24 protein-coding genes are annotated in these 21,317 nt (G+C 64.0%); all 24 read left to right on the top strand.

Annotation, left to right across the window (positions count from 1 at the left end):
* The first annotated feature begins 93 nt into the window (after positions 1 to 93).
* The 24 genes from FIU91_RS14155 to FIU91_RS14040 all read left to right on the top strand — a co-directional run bounded on the left by FIU91_RS14155 (position 94) and on the right by FIU91_RS14040 (position 21,311).
* Complete coding sequence (locus FIU91_RS14155; RefSeq protein ID WP_152462958.1) at positions 94 to 2,034, top strand: acetyl/propionyl/methylcrotonyl-CoA carboxylase subunit alpha; 1,941 nt, start codon at positions 94 to 96, stop codon at positions 2,032 to 2,034.
* A complete protein-coding gene (locus FIU91_RS14150; RefSeq protein WP_152462957.1) occupies positions 2,031 to 2,693 on the top strand; it encodes a glutathione S-transferase family protein in 663 nt (220 codons plus the stop codon). The genes FIU91_RS14155 and FIU91_RS14150 overlap by 4 nt, the downstream gene beginning before the upstream one ends.
* On the top strand, positions 2,690 to 3,559 hold the full coding sequence (locus tag FIU91_RS14145; protein WP_152462956.1) for a hydroxymethylglutaryl-CoA lyase: 870 nt from the start codon (positions 2,690 to 2,692) through the stop codon (positions 3,557 to 3,559). The genes FIU91_RS14150 and FIU91_RS14145 overlap by 4 nt, the downstream gene beginning before the upstream one ends.
* Positions 3,552 to 4,337 (top strand): crotonase/enoyl-CoA hydratase family protein, encoded by a 786-nt coding sequence (locus FIU91_RS14140; RefSeq protein ID WP_152462955.1) that lies wholly within the window; start codon positions 3,552 to 3,554, stop codon positions 4,335 to 4,337. Before FIU91_RS14145 ends, FIU91_RS14140 begins: the two co-directional genes overlap by 8 nt.
* A gap of 196 nt (positions 4,338 to 4,533) precedes the next feature.
* On the top strand, positions 4,534 to 4,899 hold the full coding sequence (locus tag FIU91_RS14135) for an NADH-quinone oxidoreductase subunit A (RefSeq protein ID WP_093009485.1): 366 nt from the start codon (positions 4,534 to 4,536) through the stop codon (positions 4,897 to 4,899).
* Positions 4,890 to 5,423: an NADH-quinone oxidoreductase subunit B family protein gene (locus FIU91_RS14130; protein WP_172975015.1), complete on the top strand. Its 534-nt coding sequence runs from the start codon at positions 4,890 to 4,892 to the stop codon at positions 5,421 to 5,423. The genes FIU91_RS14135 and FIU91_RS14130 overlap by 10 nt, the downstream gene beginning before the upstream one ends.
* Positions 5,424 to 5,436: 13 nt before the next feature.
* Positions 5,437 to 6,048, top strand: coding sequence for an NADH-quinone oxidoreductase subunit C (locus FIU91_RS14125; protein ID WP_093009484.1), 612 nt, complete (start codon positions 5,437 to 5,439; stop codon positions 6,046 to 6,048).
* Positions 6,048 to 7,268 carry an NADH-quinone oxidoreductase subunit D gene (locus FIU91_RS14120; protein WP_093009722.1) on the top strand — a complete coding sequence of 407 codons (1,221 nt, stop codon included), beginning with the start codon at positions 6,048 to 6,050 and terminating at the stop codon, positions 7,266 to 7,268. The genes FIU91_RS14125 and FIU91_RS14120 overlap by 1 nt, the downstream gene beginning before the upstream one ends.
* Positions 7,269 to 7,305: 37 nt before the next feature.
* Positions 7,306 to 7,626 carry a hypothetical protein gene (locus FIU91_RS14115; protein WP_152462954.1) on the top strand — a complete coding sequence of 107 codons (321 nt, stop codon included), beginning with the start codon at positions 7,306 to 7,308 and terminating at the stop codon, positions 7,624 to 7,626.
* Positions 7,627 to 7,671: 45 nt separating this feature from the next.
* Complete coding sequence (locus FIU91_RS14110) at positions 7,672 to 8,796, top strand: NADH-quinone oxidoreductase subunit E (protein WP_152462953.1); 1,125 nt, start codon at positions 7,672 to 7,674, stop codon at positions 8,794 to 8,796.
* Between the two features lie 71 nt (positions 8,797 to 8,867).
* Positions 8,868 to 9,755 carry an endonuclease gene (locus FIU91_RS14105; protein WP_152462952.1) on the top strand — a complete coding sequence of 296 codons (888 nt, stop codon included), beginning with the start codon at positions 8,868 to 8,870 and terminating at the stop codon, positions 9,753 to 9,755.
* A gap of 17 nt (positions 9,756 to 9,772) precedes the next feature.
* A complete protein-coding gene (locus FIU91_RS14100; protein WP_093009480.1) occupies positions 9,773 to 9,988 on the top strand; it encodes a DUF5337 domain-containing protein in 216 nt (71 codons plus the stop codon).
* A gap of 3 nt (positions 9,989 to 9,991) precedes the next feature.
* Entirely contained in the window at positions 9,992 to 11,293 is a 1,302-nt protein-coding gene (gene nuoF / locus FIU91_RS14095) for an NADH-quinone oxidoreductase subunit NuoF (RefSeq protein ID WP_093009479.1), read from the top strand.
* 29 nt (positions 11,294 to 11,322) lie between these two features.
* A complete protein-coding gene (locus FIU91_RS14090) occupies positions 11,323 to 11,649 on the top strand; it encodes a hypothetical protein (RefSeq protein WP_152462951.1) in 327 nt (108 codons plus the stop codon).
* Positions 11,650 to 11,775: 126 nt separating this feature from the next.
* Positions 11,776 to 12,186: a DUF5333 domain-containing protein gene (locus FIU91_RS14085; protein WP_152462950.1), complete on the top strand. Its 411-nt coding sequence runs from the start codon at positions 11,776 to 11,778 to the stop codon at positions 12,184 to 12,186.
* A gap of 9 nt (positions 12,187 to 12,195) precedes the next feature.
* Positions 12,196 to 14,226 carry an NADH-quinone oxidoreductase subunit NuoG gene (nuoG, locus tag FIU91_RS14080; RefSeq protein WP_152462949.1) on the top strand — a complete coding sequence of 677 codons (2,031 nt, stop codon included), beginning with the start codon at positions 12,196 to 12,198 and terminating at the stop codon, positions 14,224 to 14,226.
* Positions 14,227 to 14,231: 5 nt separating this feature from the next.
* Positions 14,232 to 14,630, top strand: coding sequence for a hypothetical protein (locus tag FIU91_RS14075; RefSeq protein WP_172975014.1), 399 nt, complete (start codon positions 14,232 to 14,234; stop codon positions 14,628 to 14,630).
* Between the two features lie 7 nt (positions 14,631 to 14,637).
* On the top strand, positions 14,638 to 15,675 hold the full coding sequence (gene nuoH / locus FIU91_RS14070) for an NADH-quinone oxidoreductase subunit NuoH (protein ID WP_093009475.1): 1,038 nt from the start codon (positions 14,638 to 14,640) through the stop codon (positions 15,673 to 15,675).
* Positions 15,676 to 15,706: 31 nt separating this feature from the next.
* Positions 15,707 to 16,201: an NADH-quinone oxidoreductase subunit NuoI gene (gene nuoI / locus FIU91_RS14065; protein ID WP_093009474.1), complete on the top strand. Its 495-nt coding sequence runs from the start codon at positions 15,707 to 15,709 to the stop codon at positions 16,199 to 16,201.
* Positions 16,198 to 16,608 carry a carboxymuconolactone decarboxylase family protein gene (locus FIU91_RS14060; RefSeq protein ID WP_093009473.1) on the top strand — a complete coding sequence of 137 codons (411 nt, stop codon included), beginning with the start codon at positions 16,198 to 16,200 and terminating at the stop codon, positions 16,606 to 16,608. Before nuoI ends, FIU91_RS14060 begins: the two co-directional genes overlap by 4 nt.
* Positions 16,605 to 17,207, top strand: coding sequence for an NADH-quinone oxidoreductase subunit J (locus tag FIU91_RS14055; RefSeq protein WP_093009472.1), 603 nt, complete (start codon positions 16,605 to 16,607; stop codon positions 17,205 to 17,207). The genes FIU91_RS14060 and FIU91_RS14055 overlap by 4 nt, the downstream gene beginning before the upstream one ends.
* 172 nt (positions 17,208 to 17,379) lie before the next feature.
* Complete coding sequence (nuoK, locus tag FIU91_RS14050) at positions 17,380 to 17,685, top strand: NADH-quinone oxidoreductase subunit NuoK (protein ID WP_048532290.1); 306 nt, start codon at positions 17,380 to 17,382, stop codon at positions 17,683 to 17,685.
* Positions 17,686 to 17,689: 4 nt separating this feature from the next.
* On the top strand, positions 17,690 to 19,762 hold the full coding sequence (nuoL, locus tag FIU91_RS14045) for an NADH-quinone oxidoreductase subunit L (protein WP_152462948.1): 2,073 nt from the start codon (positions 17,690 to 17,692) through the stop codon (positions 19,760 to 19,762).
* Position 19,763: 1 nt separating this feature from the next.
* Positions 19,764 to 21,311 carry an NADH-quinone oxidoreductase subunit M gene (locus FIU91_RS14040; RefSeq protein ID WP_152462947.1) on the top strand — a complete coding sequence of 516 codons (1,548 nt, stop codon included), beginning with the start codon at positions 19,764 to 19,766 and terminating at the stop codon, positions 21,309 to 21,311.
* Positions 21,312 to 21,317: the final 6 nt, after the last annotated feature.

Below are 21,317 nucleotides of genomic sequence, written 5' to 3'. Positions count from 1 at the left end.
GAGCGAGGGGCCAGCCCCTCGCGCTCCCCGCGGTATTTGGGCCAACCCAAGGAGGGGGTAGAGCGCGCATGACGAGCGATGCAAGGAGCGGCGATGTTTGAGAAGATCCTGATCGCCAACAGGGGCGAGATCGCCTGCCGGGTGATGGAGACGGCGCGATCCTTGGGTGTCCGCACAGTCGCCGTCTATTCCGATGCGGACCGCACCGCCCGGCATGTCGCCCTGGCGGACGAGGCGGCGCATATCGGCGGACCTGCGCCTGCGGAGAGCTACCTGCGCGGCGAGGCGATCATCGAGGCGGCGCTCGAGCGCGGGGCGGAGGCGATCCATCCGGGCTACGGCTTTCTGTCGGAAAATCCCGATTTCGTGGAAGCGGTCGAAGCGGCGGGGCTCGTCTTCATAGGCCCGTCCGCCAAGGCGATCCGGGCGATGGGACTCAAGGATGCCGCCAAGGCTCTTATGGAAGAGGCCGGCGTTCCGGTCGTGCCTGGCTATCATGGCGCAGAGCAGAGCGACGCGCATCTGGCGGAGGCGGCCGGGCGGATCGGGTATCCGGTGCTCATCAAGGCGGTCGCGGGCGGCGGCGGCAAGGGCATGCGGCTCGTCGAGGAGGAGGCGGATTTTGCCGAAGCGCTGGCCTCTGCACGCGCGGAGGCGAGGGGCGCTTTCGGCAACGAGGCCGTGCTCGTGGAGAAATTCGTCACCAAGCCGCGGCATATCGAGGTGCAGGTCTTCGGCGACGGGACGCGGGCGGTGCATCTTTACGAGCGCGACTGCTCGCTTCAGCGGCGGCACCAGAAGGTGATCGAGGAAGCGCCGGCGCCCGGCATGACCCCCGAGATGCGCGCCGCGATGGGAGAGGCAGCGGTCCGGGCCGCCGAGGCCATCGGCTACAAGGGCGCGGGCACGGTCGAGTTCATCGTGGACGGAGAGGGTGGGCTTTCGCCCGACGGCTTCTTCTTCATGGAGATGAACACACGCCTCCAGGTCGAGCATCCGGTGACCGAGGCGGTGACGGGGATCGACCTCGTGGAATGGCAGCTACGCGTGGCCGCCGGGGAGGATCTGCCGCTTTTGCAGGAGGAGATCCCGCTTGTGGGCCACGCTTTTGAGGCGCGGCTTTACGCCGAGGACGTGCCCAAGGGATTCCTGCCGGCAACGGGGCGGCTCGATCACCTGCGCTTTCCTGAAGGAGTGAGGGCGGATACCGGCGTGCGCGCGGGCGACACGATCAGCCCGCATTACGATCCGATGATCGCGAAGCTCGTCACCCACGGGGCGACGCGCGAGATCGCCCTGGCGCGAATGAGCCGCGCGCTCGAAGAGGCCGAGGTTGCCGGAACGGTGACCAACCTTGCCTTTCTTGGCGCGCTGACGCGGCATCCGGGATTCGCCGCGGGCGATGTCGATACCGGGCTCATCGGTCGCGACCTCGAGATGTTGACGGCGGAGCCGGAGACGGCGCCGCACGTCGTGGCCGAGGCGGCGCTGACCGCGCTCGGCCTCGACGGACCGGCGGCGGCGCACCAGGGGTTCTCGCTCTGGCAGCCGCTCATGCAGCGCGTCGTGCTGGTCCGGGGCGGCGAGGAGCTCGTGGTGCGACTGGCCGTGCTCGGGCCCGACCGGATCGAGTTTCGGTTGCCGGGCGATACCGTTCTTGCCGAGCGCGAGGCAGGACATTGGCGCTTTGACGGGATGCCCGCCTGCGGCGCGGTGCGGCATGGCGGGCGCGTCACCGTCTTCGCCCATCACGGGCAGGGCTTCGATATCGTCGATCCCCTGGCACGCGCAGCGGCGGCGCATTCGAGCGATGCGATCGAGGCACCGATGCCGGGCCGTGTCGCCCAGATCCTTGTCAGCGCAGGCGACGCGGTCGAGGCGGGTGCGCGCCTTGCGGTGCTCGAGGCGATGAAGATGGAACATGGGCTCAAGGCCGGGCGCAGCGGACGTGTGGCGGAGGTTCTGGTCGCGGAAGGCGACCAGGTCGAGGCAGGCGCGGCGCTTCTGCGGCTCGAGCCCGAGGACGAGGCATGATCCGGCTGCACCATGTGCCGCTCGGGCGGTCCTTCCGGGTCATGTGGCTGATGGAAGAACTCGGTCTCGAATACGAGGTGGCCTATTTCTCGATCCGCGACGGCTCCATGCGGAGCCCCGACTTTCTGGCGCTCTCTCCCGCGGGACGTGTGCCTGCGCTCGACTACCATGGCGAGACGATGGTCGAGAGCGGCGCGATCCTGCAGATCCTGTGCGAGCGCCATCCCGAGCCGCGCTTGCAACCGGCACCCGGCGAGGACGGGCGCGCGCGGTATCTCGAGACGCTGGCCTATTCCGAGACGATCGGCTGTCTTGTCGAGAATCTGAACCTCAATCGCGTTTTCCTGCGTAATCCCGAGGATGCCTCGCCCGTGGTCATCAAGCTTCTGACCGCGCGCCTCCGCGGCGCGCTGCGAGGGGCCGAGGCGCTGTTATCGGGCGATTATGTTCTTCCGAGCGGCTTTTCTGCGGCTGATATCATGCTCTCCTACGGGTTCGAGCTTGCGCGCTATTACGTGCGGATGGAGGAGTTTCCGGCGCTGATGGCCTATTGGGAGCGGCTCAAGGCGCGCCCGGCATACATCGCCGCGAAGGCACGCGACGGGGAGCAGGATCTCTATGACTGCGACTTCTATCCCTTGCCTGGAGAAGAGACATGAGCGGGCCGGTCGAGCTTTTCGAGGTGGGGCCGCGCGACGGGCTTCAGAACGAGCCGGGTGAGATCTCGGTCGCGGGCAAGGTGCGACTGATAGATTGCCTCAGCCGCGTGGGGTTCCGGCGGATCGAGGTGGCCTCTTTCGTGAGCCCGAAATGGGTACCGCAGATGGCAAATTCCGGGGAGGTGCTGGCCGGGATCACGCGGGTACCGGGCATCTCTTACGCGGCGTTGACGCCGAATATGCGCGGCCTCGAGGCGGCGCTCGAGGCGGGAGCAGACGAGGTCGCGATCTTCGGCTCGGCCTCGGAGGGGTTTTCCAAGGCCAACATCAACGCAAGCATCGCAGAGAGCCTCGAGCGGTTCGCGCCCGTGGCCGAGGCCGCGCGCGCGGCCAGCTTGCCAGTCAGAGGCTATGTCTCCTGCGTCGTCGAATGCCCCTATGACGGGCCGGTCGCACCGAGCGAGACCGCGCGGGTTGTCGCGGCGCTTCGGGATATGGGCGTCTACGAGGTCAGCCTCGGGGATACGATCGGGCAGGGGACACCCGAGGCGGTGGACGCGATGCTGAGCGCGGTGCTGGAGGAGATGCCCGCGCCGAAGCTTGCGGGGCATTTTCACGACACCTCGGGACGGGCTCTTGAGAATATCGAGGTTGCGCTCGGACGGGGGCTTCGGGTCTTCGACACGGCGATCGGCGGGCTTGGCGGCTGTCCCTATGCGCCCGGCGCGAAGGGCAATGTGGCGACTGGCAAGGTCGCGGCGCGGCTAAAAGCGCTCGGCTACGAGACCGGGCTCGACATGGCCGTACTTGAGGAGGGCGAGGTCATCGCGCAATCGCTGAGAACAGGAGGGGCGCAGCATGGCTGATCTGATACGGACCGAAACGGATGCGCGCGGCGTGGCGACGCTCTGGCTTGCGCGGGCGGACAAGCACAACGCGCTTTCGGCGCAGATGATGACCGAGCTCGTGGACGCGGCCGAGGCGCTGGCGCGTGACATCGAGGTGCGCGTCGTCGTGCTGGCCGCGGAGGGCAAGACCTTCTCGGCCGGGGGTGATCTGGCCTGGATGCGCGAGCAGCGCGAGATGGACGCAGAAACCCGCAAGCGTGAAAGCCGCCGGATCGCGGAGGCTTTGGGCGCACTGGCCGCGTTGCCACAGCCCCTGATCGGACGCGTTCACGGCAATGCGTTCGGCGGCGGGGTCGGGCTCATCTCGGTGTGCGACGTGGCGATCGGCCTTGCCGGCGTGAAGATGGGCTTCACCGAGGTGCGGCTGGGGCTGCTTCCCGCCAATATCGGGCCTTACGTGATCGCTCGGATGGGCGGGGCGCGGGCGCGCGAGGTCTTCATGAACGCGCGCATCTTCGAGGCTGAGGAGGCAGTTCGGCTGAACCTCCTGGCGCGGGTCGCGGCGGACGAGGAGGCACTGGACGCTGCCGTCGAGGCAGAGATCGCGCCCTACCTGACCTGCGCGCCGGGCGCCGTCGCGGAGGCCAAGGCTCTTCTCAACGCTCTTGCAGGCCGCGTGACGCAGGACGATGTCGACATGGCGATCGATGCGCTCGCCACCCGTTGGGAGACCGAGGAGGCGAGCGAGGGGCTCACGGCCTTTTTCGACAAGCGAAAGCCGCGCTGGGCCGAATGACGCGCGACCGATCCTGCGTCCTCTTCGCGCAGAGGCCGGAAAAGGCGCTCTCTATGGACCGTAAGGGGCACCCGGGCCGTTGACCCCCAGAAGGGCGAGGGATAGATGAGCCCTAGCCAACTCCGCTACCGGAGGACGTGCGCCCGTTGATCTGTCATGATTGCGGCGCGCAGAAACAGGGAAAGGAAAGATCTCCGTGGAAGAGATGCTGAGGGAATACCTCCCGATTCTCGTGTTCCTGGCCATTGCCATCGGGCTCGGCCTCGTGCTCATCCTCGCCGCTGTCGTGCTGGCGGTCCGCAATCCCGACCCCGAGAAGGTGTCGGCCTATGAATGCGGGTTCAACGCTTTCGATGACGCGCGGATGAAGTTCGACGTGCGCTTCTACCTGGTCTCGATCCTTTTCATCATCTTCGATCTTGAAATCGCCTTCCTGTTTCCCTGGGCCGTCGCGTTCCAGGATGTCTCGATGGTCGGTTTCTGGTCGATGATGGTCTTTCTCGGAGTTCTGACCATCGGCTTTGCCTATGAATGGAAGAAAGGGGCGCTCGAATGGGAGTGATGACAGGCGCGAACACCGCCGGTCCCGACCGCGAGGTGGCCACGCAGAACCTCAACCGGGAGCTCACCGACAAGGGCTTCCTGCTGACCTCGACCGAGGACATCATCAACTGGGCGCGCACCGGCTCGCTGCACTGGATGACGTTCGGGCTCGCTTGCTGCGCGGTCGAGATGATGCATTCCTCGATGCCGCGCTACGATCTCGAGCGCTTCGGCGTCGCGCCGCGCGCCAGCCCGCGCCAGTCAGACCTCATGATCGTCGCGGGCACGCTGACCAACAAGATGGCCCCCGCGCTGCGTAAGGTCTACGACCAGATGCCGGAGCCGCGCTACGTGATCTCGATGGGATCGTGCGCCAATGGCGGCGGCTATTACCATTACAGCTACAGTGTCGTGCGCGGCTGCGACCGTGTCGTGCCGGTGGACATCTACGTGCCCGGCTGCCCGCCGACCGCCGAGGCGCTCGTTTACGGGGTCATGGCCCTGCAACGGAAGATCCGGCGCACCGGCACGCTGACGCGCTGAAGGAGACCCGCTCATGAGCAGCGAAATGCAGGAACTCGGCGGTTACATCGAGGCCAAGCGCCCCGAATGCATCGTCACCTGGGAGGTCACGCAGGGCGAGCTGACCATGCAGGTCGCGCCCGCCAACATCCGCGGTCTCGTGGAATGGTTGCGGGACGAGCCGACCTGCCGGTTCACGACCCTGATCGACATCACGGCAGTGGATTACCCGCAGCGCGCAAAGCGGTTCGACGTGGTCTACCACTTCCTCTCGATGCACCAGAACCACCGTATCCGGCTCAAGGTCGCGGCGCGCGAGGAGGACATCGTGCCCTCGATCACCTCCGTGCATCCGTCCGCCGACTGGTTCGAGCGCGAGGTGTTCGACATGTTCGGCCTCCTGTTCTCCGGTCACCCGGACCTGCGCCGCATCCTCACCGATTACGGCTTCCGCGGGCATCCCCTGCGCAAGGATTTCCCGACGACCGGCTATGTTGAGGTGCGCTACGACGAAGAGCAGAAGCGGGTGATCTATGAGCCCGTGAGCCTTGTGCAGGAATATCGCCAGTTCGACTTCATGAGCCCCTGGGAAGGCGCGGAATACGTGCTGCCGGGCGACGAGAAGGCCGAGGAGGGCGCGAAATGATGGACGGCACCAATCAGTTCGACGACGCGCAGACGCAGGAACAGCGGATCCGCAACTTCAACATTAACTTCGGGCCGCAGCACCCGGCGGCGCATGGCGTGCTTCGTCTCGTGCTGGAGCTTGACGGCGAGATCGTGGAGCGGTGCGATCCGCATATCGGCCTCCTCCATCGCGGCACCGAGAAGCTGATGGAAAGCCGCACCTACCTGCAGAACCTGCCTTATTTCGATCGTCTCGACTATGTCGGCACGATGAACCAGGAGCACGGCTGGTGCCTCGCCATCGAGAAACTGACCGACACGCCCGTGCCGCGTCGCGCGCAGCTGATCCGGGTGCTTTTCTGCGAAGTCGGCCGGATCCTGAATCACCTTCTCAACGTCACCACGCAGGCGATGGACGTGGGCGCGCTCACGCCGCCGCTCTGGGGCTTCGAGGAACGTGAGAAGCTCATGGTCTTCTACGAGCGTGCCTCGGGGGCCCGCCTGCACGCCAGCTATTTCCGTCCCGGCGGCGTGCACCAGGATCTGCCGGACGAGCTCCTGGCGGATATGGAGGAATGGTGCCGCGAGTTCCCGAAGGTGCTCGACGATATCGACGGGCTTCTGACCGAGAACCGCATCTTCAAGCAGCGTAACGTCGATATTGGCGTCATCACGCAAGCCGACGCGCAGGAATGGGGCTTCTCCGGCGTCATGGTGCGCGGCTCTGGCATGGCGTGGGATCTGCGGCGGGCGCAGCCGTATGAATGCTACGACGAGTTCGAGTTCCGCATTCCCGTGGGCAAGAACGGCGATTGCTACGATCGCTATCTCGTCCGCATGGAAGAGATGCGCCAGTCGATCCATATCATGCTGCAAGCCATCGAGAAGCTTCGGATGCCCGAGAACAAGGGCGACATCCTTGCGCGCGGCAAGGTCACACCGCCGAAGCGGAGCGAGATGAAAACCTCGATGGAGGCGCTCATCCATCACTTCAAACTCTATACCGAAGGGTTCCACGTGCCCGAGGGCGAGGTGTATGCCTGCGTCGAGGCTCCGAAGGGCGAGTTTGGCGTCTACCTGGTGGCGGATGGCACGAACCGGCCGTACCGCGCCAAGATCCGTGCGCCCGGCTACGCCCACCTTCAGGCGATGGATTTCATGGCCAAGGGCCACCAGCTGGCCGATGTGGCCGCCATTCTGGGCTCGATGGATATCGTGTTCGGGGAAGTGGACCGCTGAGCGAAGCGGTCCGCCAATAAAAACAGGAGTGCGGGGGATGCGCCGAATTTTTGTGAGCCTTTTGGGGCTGGGTCTGGTCGCGGGTTGTGCGATGCCGCCCGAAGGCACCGACGAAGCCGATGTCGCGAGCTTCGACAGGGCTGTTGCCTCGATTGGCTGCGATCTTATTGATGAGGGCGATTACCAGGCGGTCGAGATCCAGACCGGCCTGTCGCGCCCCCAGACGCAGGAAATGGCTTCCTTCCGCGTTGAAACGGATGCGGCCGTGCGCCTGTCGAATGGCGGAATGCGCCTCGTGACGGGCAGCTGCGCGCCGGCCGAGCCCGCCGCTGAACCTGCGGACGATGAGACGGCCTGAGCCAGAGACTGACATGCGCGCCGAGTGCGCAACGGAAAGAACGCCATGCTGAGACGACTGCATAAAGAGCAACCCGAGAGCTTCGCCTTCACGCCCGACAACCTCGCATGGGCGCGGACGCAGATCACGAAGTTCCCGAAGGGCCGTCAGGCTTCGGCGATCATTCCGCTTCTCTGGCGGGCGCAGGAACAAGAAGGCTGGCTCTCGCGCCCCGCGATCGAGCATATCGCCGAGATGCTCGACATGGCGTATATGCGCGCGCTCGAGGTCGCGACCTTCTACTTCATGTTCCAGCTCCAGCCCGTCGGCTCTGTCGCGCATATCCAGATCTGCGGCACGACCTCCTGCATGATCTGCGGCGCCGAAGATCTTGTGGCGGTCTGCAAGGAAAAGATTGCTCAGAAACCCTTCGAAACCTCTGCGGACGGCAAGCTCTCCTGGGAGGAGGTCGAGTGCCTCGGCGCCTGCGCGAACGCGCCGATGGCGCAGATCGGCAAGGATTATTACGAGGATCTGACCGCCGAACGTCTGGGGGAAATTCTGGACGAGATCCTCGCCGGCAAGGTGCCGACACCGGGTCCGCAGAACGGCCGCTACGCCTCCGAGCCCGCGATGGGTTTGACCTCGCTCAAGGACTACGAGGCCGACCGGCATCCTGAAAATGCATCGGTTGAACTGGCCACCACTATCGGCGACACGATCAAGCGGATCGACGGAAGTGAAGTCGAGCTTGAAGCGCCCTGGCACGATTTCAGCCAAGAGGTCGGGGAGGCGGAGCCGTCCCGCGGTGTCGAAAAAGCGCCGGATCACCCGATCGACGAGACCGGTGTTGACAAGCGCGAAGCGGTTGCAAGGGGCAAGGCGCACCCCAAGAGCTACGAGCCGGCACAGGCGGCGGAAGAGGCCGAGGAAGACATCGGCGAAAAGCCCGAACAGCTGTCCGGTCCGCGCGGTGGCGGCGCCGACGATCTCAAGAAGATCAAGGGTGTCGGACCGAAGCTCGAGAAGATGCTGAACTCGCTCGGATTTTATCACTTCGACCAGATCGCCGGCTGGACCGAGGCGGAGGTTGCCTGGGTCGACCACCATCTCGAGGGCTTCAAAGGCCGTGTCAGCCGTGATGATTGGGTCTCGCAGGCGAAAGCTCTGACGTCGGATGACGAGACGTAGATAGATTCGCGTGTTAAAACAGGTGTACGACGGGACACACTGACCAAAAACACGCGAGAGGGAGTGAGAGAATGAGTGGACAGAGCAACGGCATCTCTTGCCAAACGGGGTGCTGGGGGCTTGCCGCCGGCGTCGGGTTCATCACATTTCTGATGCTGCTGGTCGTCGGCAGCACGGGATGGATCGGATCGATTTTCCTCGCGGGCGTAGCGTTCATCGTATTGGGCTTCCTGTTCAGCTGGATGTTCTGCACGCCGCTGACACGGCCAGGTGAAGTCAAGCTCGGCAGCGCGAACGGCCCGAAGACGCCGGGCACCGCGGGTGTCGCGCCCGGAAGCGCAGGGGCATCGTCCGCCGCAGGGGGCGCCTCGGGCAACGATCAGCCGGCTGCACCCGCTTCTGCCGTCGGAGCAAAGGCCGCGGCCTCGCAGCCTGACGTGCATGCCGCGCCCGCAAGCGCCGATGCCGAAGCCGGGGTGAAGGTCAAACCTTCGAAGGATCTGCCGGGCCAGAAGGAGCTCTCCGATCGCAAGGGCAGCTGGAAATACGGCGCCGACGAGGACACCAAGAAGCCAACCGCCGCGTCTGACGGGCAGGCGATGGCCACGGGCGCGAGTGCCGGCGCGGATGCCGAGGCGCGCACGGCCGCGAGCCTCGATCCCGACGCGCCGCAGAAAAAGCCCGAAGCGCTTGACGGCCCTCGTGGCGGCAGCGCCGATAACCTGAAGGAAATCAAGGGTGTCGGGCCGAAGCTAGAGAAGGTTCTGAACGAGCTCGGCTTCTATCATTTCGACCAGATCGCGGGCTGGAGCGATGACGAGGTGAACTGGGTGAACCAGAACCTCACCGGTTTCAGAGGTCGGGTCACCCGGGACAACTGGGTCGAACAGGCGAAAGTCCTTGCGTCGGGCGGTGAGACGGAGTTCTCCAAGCGCGTCGACAAGGGCGACGTTTACTGAGGTCAAGCGGGGCGGCGATGCAGGATGACAGCCAGGCGCGGCGCGGACGGGCGATTGCCCTCCTGATCGCCGGAACCGGCCTCTTCTGGATCGCCGCAACCGCGCTCGGTGCCTATCTCGGCTGGGATCAGCGCACTCGCGCGCTGTGCGATCTCGTCGCGTTGGCCGCGTTCGGATACGCGATATTTATGCTCTACGGGCTCTGGCGGGACCGCCAGAAGGATAAGGACTGAACGATGCTGCAAGACCAGGACCGGATCTTCACGAACCTTTACGGGATGCACGACCGTTCGCTGAAAGGCGCGCAGGCGCGCGGCCACTGGGACGGGACCGGCGACATCATCAAGAAGGGGCGCGACTGGATCGTCTCGGAAATGAAGGAATCGGGTCTGCGCGGGCGCGGCGGCGCGGGCTTCCCGACCGGCCTCAAGTGGTCGTTCATGCCGAAGGAAAGCGACGGACGTCCGGCATACCTCGTGGTCAATGCCGACGAATCCGAGCCGGGCACCTGCAAGGACCGGGAAATCATGCGCCACGATCCGCACACGCTGATCGAAGGCTGCCTGATCGCCTCTTTCGCGATGCAGGCCCATGCCTGCTACATCTATATCCGCGGCGAATACATCCGCGAGAAGGAAGCGCTGCAGCGTGCGATCAACGAAGCCTATGATGCGGGTCTCGTCGGCAAGAACGCAGCGGGTTCGGGCTGGGATTTCGACATCTACCTCACGCACGGGGCAGGGGCCTATATCTGCGGCGAGGAAACGGCGCTGATCGAAAGCCTCGAGGGCAAGAAGGGCATGCCGCGCATGAAGCCGCCGTTCCCGGCGGGCGCGGGTCTGTATGGCTGCCCGACCACTGTGAACAACGTCGAAAGCATCGCGGTCGTGCCGACGATCCTGCGGCGCGGGGCGAGCTGGTTCTCGTCTTTCGGCCGTCCGAACAACGCAGGCACCAAGCTTTTTGCGGTCTCCGGCCACGTCAACAATCCGTGCGTCGTCGAAGAGAGCATGTCGATCTCGTTCGAGGAACTGATCGAGACGCATTGCGGCGGCATCCGCGGCGGCTGGGACAACCTCAAGGCGGTTATTCCGGGCGGCTCTTCCGTGCCCTGCGTGCGCGGCGAGAAGATGAAGGATGCGGTGATGGATTTCGACTATCTCCGCTCCGAGCTGCAATCGGGTCTCGGCACTGCGGCGGTGATCGTGATGGACAAGGACACCGACATCATCAAGGCGATCTGGCGGCTGTCGAAATTCTACAAGCATGAAAGCTGCGGACAGTGCACGCCGTGCCGCGAGGGCACCGGCTGGATGATGCGCGTCATGGATCGGCTGGTGAAAGGCGAGGCGGAAGTCGACGAGATCGACATGCTGCTCGACGTGACCAAGCAGGTCGAGGGTCACACGATCTGCGCGCTCGGCGATGCAGCGGCGTGGCCCATCCAAGGCCTCATCCGCAATTTCCGGGATGAGATCGAGGACCGCATCAAGCATAAGCGAACCAACCGCGAAGCCACCGTCATGGCCGCGGAATGAGCGTGGTGTCGGAAAAAGGGGCGATGCGGATGCGGTCTGTCGTGATCATTGCCGGCGCGGCGATGGCGCTCGCCTCCTGCGGCGAGAACCGCGTCGCCTTCGGGGGTGAGTTCTACCGCGCCAATGCCAGCGCACCGGCGCGCGACCGCGCAAATTTCGTGGCGAGCGCGGGGCCGATCTCCAAGGGGATCGAGGGTGCCGCCGCCGCCGCGCAATACGAGGCGGTGCAGCACTGCATCCGCTTCCTCGGCACCTCCGTCATCGACTACACCGTGCCCGAGGGCACTCCGCCGCAGGCCTTGCCGCGCGACGGCGACCGCGTGGTCCTGCGTGGCACCTGCATCGAGGAAAGTTGACTGCGATTGACGCGGCGACAGGTTGCCGAAACCGCGTCTGATATTGGATAGCCCGGCCCGACGGCCCCATCTCTTGTCGTAAGCGCCGCTTTTCTAACGCGGCCACCGGTCAAGAGGAGAAAGACCATGCGGAGTGTGAACCTGATCCTGTCGATTGCGTTGGTCCTTGGGGCGAACGGGGCCGCCGCTCAGTCGAAACCGCCGCTGAACCAGGTGCGCGAGATCGACGACGGGCTTCTGATGGTTGGCATCGCTGACGAGATCCGCAAGCGCTGTGACAATATCGACGCGCGCATGATCAATGCCTGGTCCCGGATCCGGGGCCTCGAGAGCCGGGCCAAGAGCCTCGGCTACACCGCCGAAGAGATCGAGGATTACTTGACCTCGGACGAGGAAAAGGCCCGGATGCGTCGGCGCGGCGAGGCGCTTTTGCGCCAACGCGGTTTCGATCCGGCCAGCACAGGCGACTATTGCACCTTCGGGCGCGAGGAAATAGCGAGGGGCAGCCAGATCGGCGTCCTTCTCAGGGAAAGGTGAGACGAGACGATGTCAGACCTCCGCAAGATCAATATCGACGGCAAGGATATCGAAGTGGACGGCGCGATGACGCTGCTCCAGGCCTGCGAAGAGGCGGGCAAGGAGATTCCGCGCTTCTGCTACCACGAGCGCCTGTCGATCGCCGGCAATTGCCGGATGTGCCTTGTCGAGGTCGTGGGCGGTCCGCCGAAGCCGGCCGCCTCCTGCGCGATGCAGGTCCGCGACTTGCGTCCCGGACCCGAGGGCCAGCCGCCGGTCGTGCGGACCAACTCTCCGATGGTCAAGAAGGCCCGTGAGGGGGTGATGGAATTCCTGCTCATCAACCACCCGCTCGATTGCCCGATCTGCGACCAGGGCGGGGAATGCGACCTGCAAGACCAGGCGATGGCGTATGGCGTCGATTTCTCGCGCTACCGCGAGCCCAAGCGCGCGGTGGACGATCTCGATCTCGGCCCGCTCGTCGAGACGCATATGACGCGCTGCATCTCCTGCACGCGCTGCGTGCGGTTCACGACCGAGGTCGCTGGCATCAACACGATGGGCCAGACCGGCCGCGGCGAGGATGCCGAGATTACCGCGTATCTGGGCGAGACGCTGGATTCGAACTTGCAGGGCAACATCATCGACCTTTGCCCTGTGGGCGCGCTTGTGTCGCGTCCTTATGCCTTCACCGCCCGTCCGTGGGAGCTGACCAAGACCGAGAGCATCGACGTTATGGACGCGCTCGGCTCCTCGATCCGCGTCGACACGAAAGGCCGCGAAGTCATGCGCTTCCTGCCCCGGAATCATGACGGCACGAACGAGGAATGGATCTCCGACAAGACGCGGTTCGTCTGGGATGGTCTCAAGCGCCAGCGCCTCGACAAGCCGTTCATCCGCGAAAACGGCAAGCTGCGTCCGGCGACCTGGCCCGAAGCCCTCGAAAAGGCGGCATCGGCGATCAAGGGTGCCAAGAAGCTTACCGGCCTCGTCGGCGATCTTGCCCCGGTCGAGGCGACCTATGCGCTCAAAGAGCTGGTGGAGAGCTTCGGCGGTTCGGTGGAATGCCGCACGGATGGCGCGAAGCTGCCGGCTGGCAACCGCTCGGCCTATGTGGGCACAGCGGCGGTCGAGGATCTCGATACCGCCGAGATGGTCCTCCTCGTCGGCACGAACCCGGCGGTTGAAGCCCCGGTGCTCAACGCGCGCATCCGCAAGGCATGGGCCGCGGGCGGCGATGTGGCGCTGATCGGCGAGCCGGTCGAGCTGACCTACGAATACGAACACCTCGGATCCGACCGCGCGGCGCTCAAGAAGGTGCTGGAGCGTGGCGTCTCGGACGCGATGAAGGAGCGCGAGCGCCTCGTGGTCATCGTCGGTCAGGGCGCGCTTCGCGGCGAAGACGGTGAGGCTGTGCTATCCGAGCTCATGTCCTTTGCCGAGAGCGCGGATGCCAAGTTCATGGTCCTGCACACCGCCGCGTCGCGGGTCGGTGCCCTCGATCTGGGCGCGGTGACGGACGGTGGTCTTCCGGCTGCGATGGATGGCGCGGATGTGGTCTACAACCTCGGTGCCGACGAGATCGACATCGAGCAGGGGCCCTTCGTCATCTACCAGGGCAGCCACGGCGATCGCGGAGCGCACCGGGCCGACGTGATCTTGCCGGGCGCGGCCTATACCGAGGAGCAGGGTCTTTTCGTGAACACCGAAGGCCGCCCGCAGCTTGCGCTCCGCGCCGGTTTCGCGCCGGGCGAGGCCAAGGAGAACTGGGCGATCCTGCGGGCGCTGTCGGCCGAGGCGGGCAAGCAGCTTCCTTTCGACAGCATCGCAGAGCTGCGCTCGGACATGGTCAAGGGCACGCCCCATCTTGCAGAGATCGACACGGTGCCGGGCAATGACTGGCTGGTTCACAAGACCGATGCCAGACTTGGCGAGGGCGCGTTCGACCTGCCCATCCGGGATTTCTACCTGACCAACCCGATCGCACGGGCCTCGAGCCTGATGGCGGAGCTCAGCGCCAATGCCAAGGCGCGTCGCGAGACCAAGATCGCCGCGGAGTGACGCCGATGACAGGCTTGCGCCTGGCCCTGATATCGCTGGCCGCCCTCGTGGCGGCCTGCGCCGATTCTGGTGAAACCCGTGACGAGTTGCCGTTCACCCCGGAGTACCAGGGAATCGAAACGCGGCTTCTCGACGGCGACCTGGTGCAGTTCCTGGTCGAAATGCGCGGCGCACGCGACGCCGGAGACCTCGAAGACTATGTCGAATGCGCCGTGGCGCAGTACACATTGATCAGGGGCTACGGATTCGCGCGGCATTTACGCACAAATGTCGAGGAAGAGGGTGGCCTCTGGCGCGCAGATGCGGTTTACACCATTTCGCCAGCGCTCCCCCGTGGGCTGAGGACGATCGACGCCGAAGTCGTCGCCGCCGCCTGCAGGGAAAACGGAATACCGATGGTATGAGGACCCGATGTCTGACTTCATGATGTCCACCGGCGGTACAGCCCTGATCATCGTCGCCCAGTGCCTTGCCGTGGTGAGCTTCGTGATGATCTCGCTGCTGTTTCTCGTCTATGGCGACCGCAAGATCTGGGCCGCCGTCCAGTTGCGGCGCGGCCCGAACGTCGTGGGCGTGTTCGGCCTTCTGCAGACGGTGGCCGATGCACTGAAATACGTGGTGAAAGAGGTCGTGGTTCCGGCGGGTTCGGACCGGACGGTCTTCATCCTCGCGCCGCTGACGTCCTTCGTGCTCGCCATGGTCGCCTGGGCGGTGATTCCGTTCAACGACACGTGGGTGCTGTCCGACATCAACGTCGCCATTCTCTATGTCTTCGCGATCTCCTCGCTTGAGGTCTACGGGGTCATCATGGGCGGCTGGGCGTCGAACTCGAAATACCCGTTCCTCGGCAGCTTGCGCTCCGCGGCGCAGATGATCTCCTACGAAGTCTCGATCGGTCTTATCATCATCGGGGTGATCCTCTCGACCGGCTCGATGAATTTCGGTGACATCGTCCGCGCGCAGGAAGGGGATCTTGGGTTCTTCAACTGGTACTGGCTGCCGCACCTGCCGATGGTCTTTTTGTTCTTCATCTCGGCGCTTGCCGAGACGAACCGCCCGCCCTTCGATCTGCCGGAGGCGGAATCGGAGCTCGTGGCGGGCTACCAGGTCGAGTATTCCTCCACGCCGTTCCTTCTGTTCATGGCCGGGGAATACATCGCCATCTTCCTGATGTGTGCGCTGACCTCGCTCTTGTTCTTCGGTGGCTGGCTGTCGCCCATCCCGTTCCTGCCCGATGGGCCGCTCTGGATGGTCGCGAAGATGGCCTTCTTCTTCTTCCTCTTCGCGATGGTGAAGGCGATCACGCCGCGCTATCGCTACGACCAGCTGATGCGGCTGGGGTGGAAAGTGTTCCTGCCTTTCAGCCTCGTCTGGGTGGTCTTCGTGGCCTTCGCCGCGAAATTCGGATGGTTCTGGGGCGTCTTCGCGCGCTGGAGCGTCGGCGCATGATGCGCCACTTGCAAACGATTGGGGGTTAATCATGGCCCAGACTGACTATTCCCGGGCCGCCAGCTACTTCCTTCTCTCGGATGTGTGGAAGGGGCTGAAACTCGGGGTGAAATACTTCTTCGGCCCGAAGGCGACGGTCAATTATCCGCACGAAAAAGGGCCGCTGAGCCCGCGGTTTCGCGGGGAGCATGCGCTGCGTCGCTATCCCAACGGCGAAGAGCGCTGCATCGCCTGCAAACTCTGCGAGGCGATCTGCCCCGCCCAGGCGATCACCATCGACGCCGAGCCCCGCGAGGACGGTTCGCGCCGCACCACGCGCTACGACATCGACATGACGAAATGCATCTATTGCGGTTTCTGCCAGGAGGCCTGTCCGGTCGATGCCATCGTCGAAGGCCCGAATTTCGAGTTTTCCACGGAGACCCGCGAAGAGCTCTACTACGACAAGCAGAAGCTCCTCGAGAACGGTGAACGCTGGGAAGCCGAGATCGCGCGCAATCTCGAGCTGGACGCGCCCTACAGATGAGCGACACCCAGAACCCTTTCGAGCTGTTCATGCGGCAGGCGCAGGAGATGGCGAAAGCCTGGAATCCGGCGCTCGAGACGTTCAACGTCCGCGAGTTCGAGCAGTACTGGCCGACCATGCCGAAAGAGTTCATGGAAATGTCCTTCGGCAAGGGCCTGTCGAAGGATGGGCTCGATGCAAAGACGCGGCTGCTCTTGACCTTGGCAGGTCTGACGATGCAAGGCGCGCAGGCAGAAACCCCGTTCCGGATGAATGTGCGCCATGCGCGTGAAGCCGGAGCGACCAAGGACGAGATCGCCGAGACCATCGCACAGATGTCGATGTTCGCCGGCATTCCCGCCATGACCCGCGCCATGGACCTGGCGCGCGAAGTCATGGAGGCGGACGGAAAGGACGAGACCACATGAGCGCCTTTGCCTTCTATCTCTTCGCGATTTCCACGCTGGCGGGCGGGCTCTTCACCGTCATCAGCCGCAACCCCGTGCATTCGGTGCTCTGGCTGATCCTGGCGTTTCTGAGCTCGGCCGGGCTCTTTGTCCTGATGGGCGCGGAATTCGTGGCGATGCTGCTGATCATCGTCTATGTCGGCGCGGTCGCGGTGCTCTTTCTGTTCGTGGTGATGATGCTCGATATCGACTTCGCCGCCCTCAAGGCCGAGATGGCGCGCTACGTGCCGGTGGCGCTGTTGATCGGGATCGTGATCCTAATGCAATTCGCGATCGTCTTCGGGGCCTGGGAGAGCTCGGAAGTGGCGGCGTCCAATGTCGCGCAGGCCATCCCGGTCGACCGTCACAACACGGAGGCCCTGGGTCTGATCCTTTACGATCAGTACTTCCTGCTGTTCCAGCTGGCAGGGCTCATCCTTCTCGTCGCGATGATCGGGGCGATCGTGTTGACGCTGCGCCATCGCTCGGACGTCAAGCGGCAGGACATCCTCGCGCAGATCTACCGCGACCCGAAGACCTCGATGGAGCTGAAGGACGTGAAGCCCGGCCAAGGGCTCTGACAAACATATCCGGCGTGAAGATCGCGCGGGAGCATTGACGAGTTTTCCGGCCACGGGTGACAAGCCCGGGCCGGAGCAAGACGCGGGAAGCGGCGCTGGCCGTTTTCTTCGCCAAGAAAACGGGCCGGAAAATCCGGGATTTTCCGCGCTCAGGACGGATGAGGGACCGAGAATGATCGGACTGGAACATTACCTGACGGTGGCGGCCGTGCTGTTCGTCATCGGCATCTTCGGGCTTTTTCTGAACCGGAAGAACGTGATCATCCTTCTGATGTCGATCGAGCTCATGCTGCTGGCGGTCAACATCAACCTCGTGGCCTTCTCGGCGCATCTGGGCGATCTGGTGGGGCAGGTCTTCACGCTTTTCGTGCTGACCGTCGCTGCCGCCGAGGCGGCCATCGGCCTTGCGATCCTCGTCTGCTTCTTCCGCAACCGCGGCACAATCGCGGTGGAAGACATCAACGTGATGAAAGGCTGAGCCGATGGAAACGATCATCCTCTTCGCCCCGCTCGTGGGCGCGATTCTCGCAGGGTTCGGCTGGCGCATCATCGGCGAAAAGGGCGCGATGTGGCTCACCACGGGCCTTCTGTTCCTTGCCTGCCTTCTGTCCTGGATCGTATTCCTTGCCCATGACGGCGTGACCGAGAAGGTCCAGATCCTGCGATGGATCGAGAGCGGCACGCTCTCGACCGATTGGTCGATCCGGCTCGACCGGCTGACGGCGATCATGCTGATCGTCGTCACGACCGTCTCCGCTCTCGTGCACCTCTATTCGATGGGCTACATGGCCCATGACGAGAACTTCAAGGAAGGCGAGGTCTACAAGCCCCGCTTCTTCGCCTACCTGTCCTTCTTCACCTTCGCGATGCTGATGCTGGTGACGTCGGACAACCTCGTACAGATGTTCTTCGGTTGGGAGGGCGTTGGGGTCGCGTCCTATCTTCTGATCGGCTTCTACTACAAGAAACCGTCGGCCAACGCTGCGGCGATGAAAGCCTTCATCGTGAACCGCGTCGGCGATTTCGGCTTCGCGCTCGGTATCTTCGCGCTCTTCTTCCTTGTGGACAGCGTGCGGTTCGACGACATTTTCGCCGCCGCGCCCGAGATCGCGGAGACCCAGCTCACCTTCCTTTGGACGGAGTGGAACGCGGCGAACCTCATTGCCTTCCTCCTCTTCGTTGGCGCGATGGGCAAGTCGGCGCAGCTCATCCTGCACACCTGGCTGCCCGACGCGATGGAAGGCCCGACCCCGGTGTCGGCGCTGATCCACGCCGCAACGATGGTGACGGCAGGTGTCTTCCTCGTTTGCCGGATGTCGCCGCTGATGGAATTCGCGCCCGAAGCGATGGCCTTCGTGACCTTCCTCGGCGCGACTACCGCCTTTTTCGCGGCGACGGTGGGTCTCGTTCAGAACGACATCAAGCGCGTCATTGCCTATTCGACCTGTTCGCAGCTCGGTTACATGTTCGTGGCCGCGGGCGTCGGCGTCTATTCGGTGGCGATGTTCCACCTCTTCACGCACGCCTTCTTCAAGGCGATGCTGTTCCTCGGCGCGGGCTCGGTCATCCACGGAATGCACCACGAGCAGGACATGCGGAATTACGGCGGTCTCCGCCACAAGCTGCCCTACACGTTCTGGGCGATGATGATCGGCACGCTCGCGATCACCGGCGTCGGCATTCCGCTGACGGGCTGGATCGGTTTCGCAGGCTTCGCATCGAAGGATGCCGTGATCGAGAGTGCCTATGCGGCCGGGCCGATGGGCTATGCCTTCTGGATGCTGGTGATCGCGGCGCTCTTCACGAGCTTCTATTCCTGGCGTCTCATCTTCCTGACCTTCTTCGGCGAGGCGCGGGGCGACAAGCACACCCACGAGCACGCTCATGAGAGCCCGAAGGTCATGCTGATCCCGCTCGGCGTTCTGGCGCTCGGCGCGGTGTTCGCGGGCGCGATCTGGTATTCGAGCTTCTTCGGCCATACGAACGAGGTCGTCCGCTTCTTCGGTGGCGAATATACCGAACCGTCCGAGGAACTCGTCGAGCAGGTGGCCGAGCGCAGCCCGAAAGCGTCCGAATTGCACTACGTGATGGAAAGCGCGCCGGGCGAGGCGGCGATCTATATCGCGCCCGAGAACACGATCCTGCACGAGGCGCATTACGTGCCGACCTGGGTCAAGCTATCGCCCTTCGTCGCTATGCTCATCGGGCTTGGCACGGCCTACCTGTTCTACATCGTGAACCCGGCGCTGCCGAAGCGTCTCGCGGAGAACCAGCGGCCCCTCTACCTGTTCCTCCTCAACAAGTGGTATTTCGACGAGATCTACGACTTCCTCTTCGTCCGTCCCGCCAAGTCGCTTGGCCGATTCCTGTGGAAGCGCGGGGATGGCGGCACGATCGACGGGGCGATCAACGGACTCTCAATGGGCGTGATCCCGTATTTCACGCGCCTCGCGGGCCGCGCTCAGTCCGGCTACATCTTCACCTATGCCTTCTGGATGGTGATCGGCATTGCCGCGCTGATCACCTGGATGTCGCTCTCCGGAGGAGCGCAGTAACATGGACAACCTGCTTTCCATCGTCACTTTCCTGCCGGCGCTTGCCGCTCTGATCCTCGGTGTGTTCCTGCGCGGCGACAGCGCGGCGGCAGACCGAAATGCCAAGTGGCTCGCCCTGATCGCCACCTCGGCGACCTTCCTGATCTCGCTCTTCATCTTGGCGCAGTTCGACCCGGAGGATACGGGCTTCCAGATGGTGGAAGAGGGGCAGTGGCTTCTCGGGCTCAGCTACAAGATGGGCGTCGACGGGATTTCGGTCCTGTTCGTAATGCTGACGACGTTCATCATGCCGCTCGTGATCGCCGCTTCCTGGGACGTGAAGACGCGGGTCAAGGAATACATGATCGCCTTCCTCGTCCTCGAGACGCTGATGCTCGGCGTGTTCATGGCGCTCGACCTCGTTCTCTTCTACCTCTTCTTCGAGGGGGGCCTAATCCCGATGTTCCTCATCATCGGGATCTGGGGCGGCAAGAACCGGATCTACGCGGCGTTCAAGTTCTTCCTCTACACCTTCCTCGGCTCGGTGCTGATGCTGGTCGCGATGGTGGCGATGTATGCCGATGCGGGCACGACGGACATTCCGACGCTTCTGAACCACCAATTCTCCGCCGCCGGCATGAACGTGCTCGGCATCCAGGTTCTGGGAGGGATGCAGACGCTCCTGTTCCTGGCGTTCTTCGCCTCGTTCGCGGTGAAGATGCCGATGTGGCCCGTCCATACCTGGCTGCCAGACGCGCACGTTCAGGCGCCGACGGCGGGCTCTGTGGTGCTGGCCTCGATCCTTCTGAAACTCGGCGGCTACGGCTTCCTGCGCTTCAACCTGCCGATGTTCCCCGTCGGCTCCGAGGTGATCGGGCCCTTCGTTCTCTGGCTCTCGGTCATCGCGATCGTCTATACGAGCCTTGTCGCGCTCGTGCAGGAGGACATGAAGAAGCTGATCGCCTATTCGTCGGTCGCGCATATGGGCTACGTGACGATGGGGATCTTCGCGGCGAACCAGCAAGGCATCGACGGCGCGATCTTCCAGATGCTGGGCCACGGCTTCATCTCCGGCGCGCTCTTCCTGTGCGTGGGCGTGATCTACGACCGGATGCATACCCGCGAGATCGATGCCTATGGCGGGCTCGTGAACCGGATGCCGGCCTATGCGCTGATCTTCATGCTCTTCACGATGGCCAATGTCGGCCTGCCCGGAACGTCGGGCTTCATCGGCGAATTCCTGACGCTGATGGGTGTCTTCCAGGTCAACACCTGGGTCGCGATGTTCGCCACGACGGGGGTGATCCTGTCGGCGGCCTACGCGCTCTGGCTTTATCGCCGGGTGGTCATGGGCGACCTGATCAAGGAAAGCCTCAAGACAATCACGGACATGACTCGCCGAGAGAAGGCCATCTTCGCCCCGCTCGTCTTCATGACGATCTGGCTCGGGGTCTATCCCGCGCCGATCCTCGACCGGATCGGGCCCTCGGTGGAGGCACTGGTTTCGGATTACGAGACCGAAATCGCCAACATGCCGCACGCGACGCAGGTCGCGAGCCACAGCAATTGAGGACCG

Origin of the sequence: Roseivivax sp. THAF30 (assembly GCF_009363575.1) — a bacterium.
Classification (GTDB): Bacteria; Pseudomonadota; Alphaproteobacteria; order Rhodobacterales; family Rhodobacteraceae; genus Roseivivax; species Roseivivax halotolerans.
Note: the sequence above shows the minus strand (reverse complement) of the source record. Positions and strands in the feature narration are given on the sequence as shown.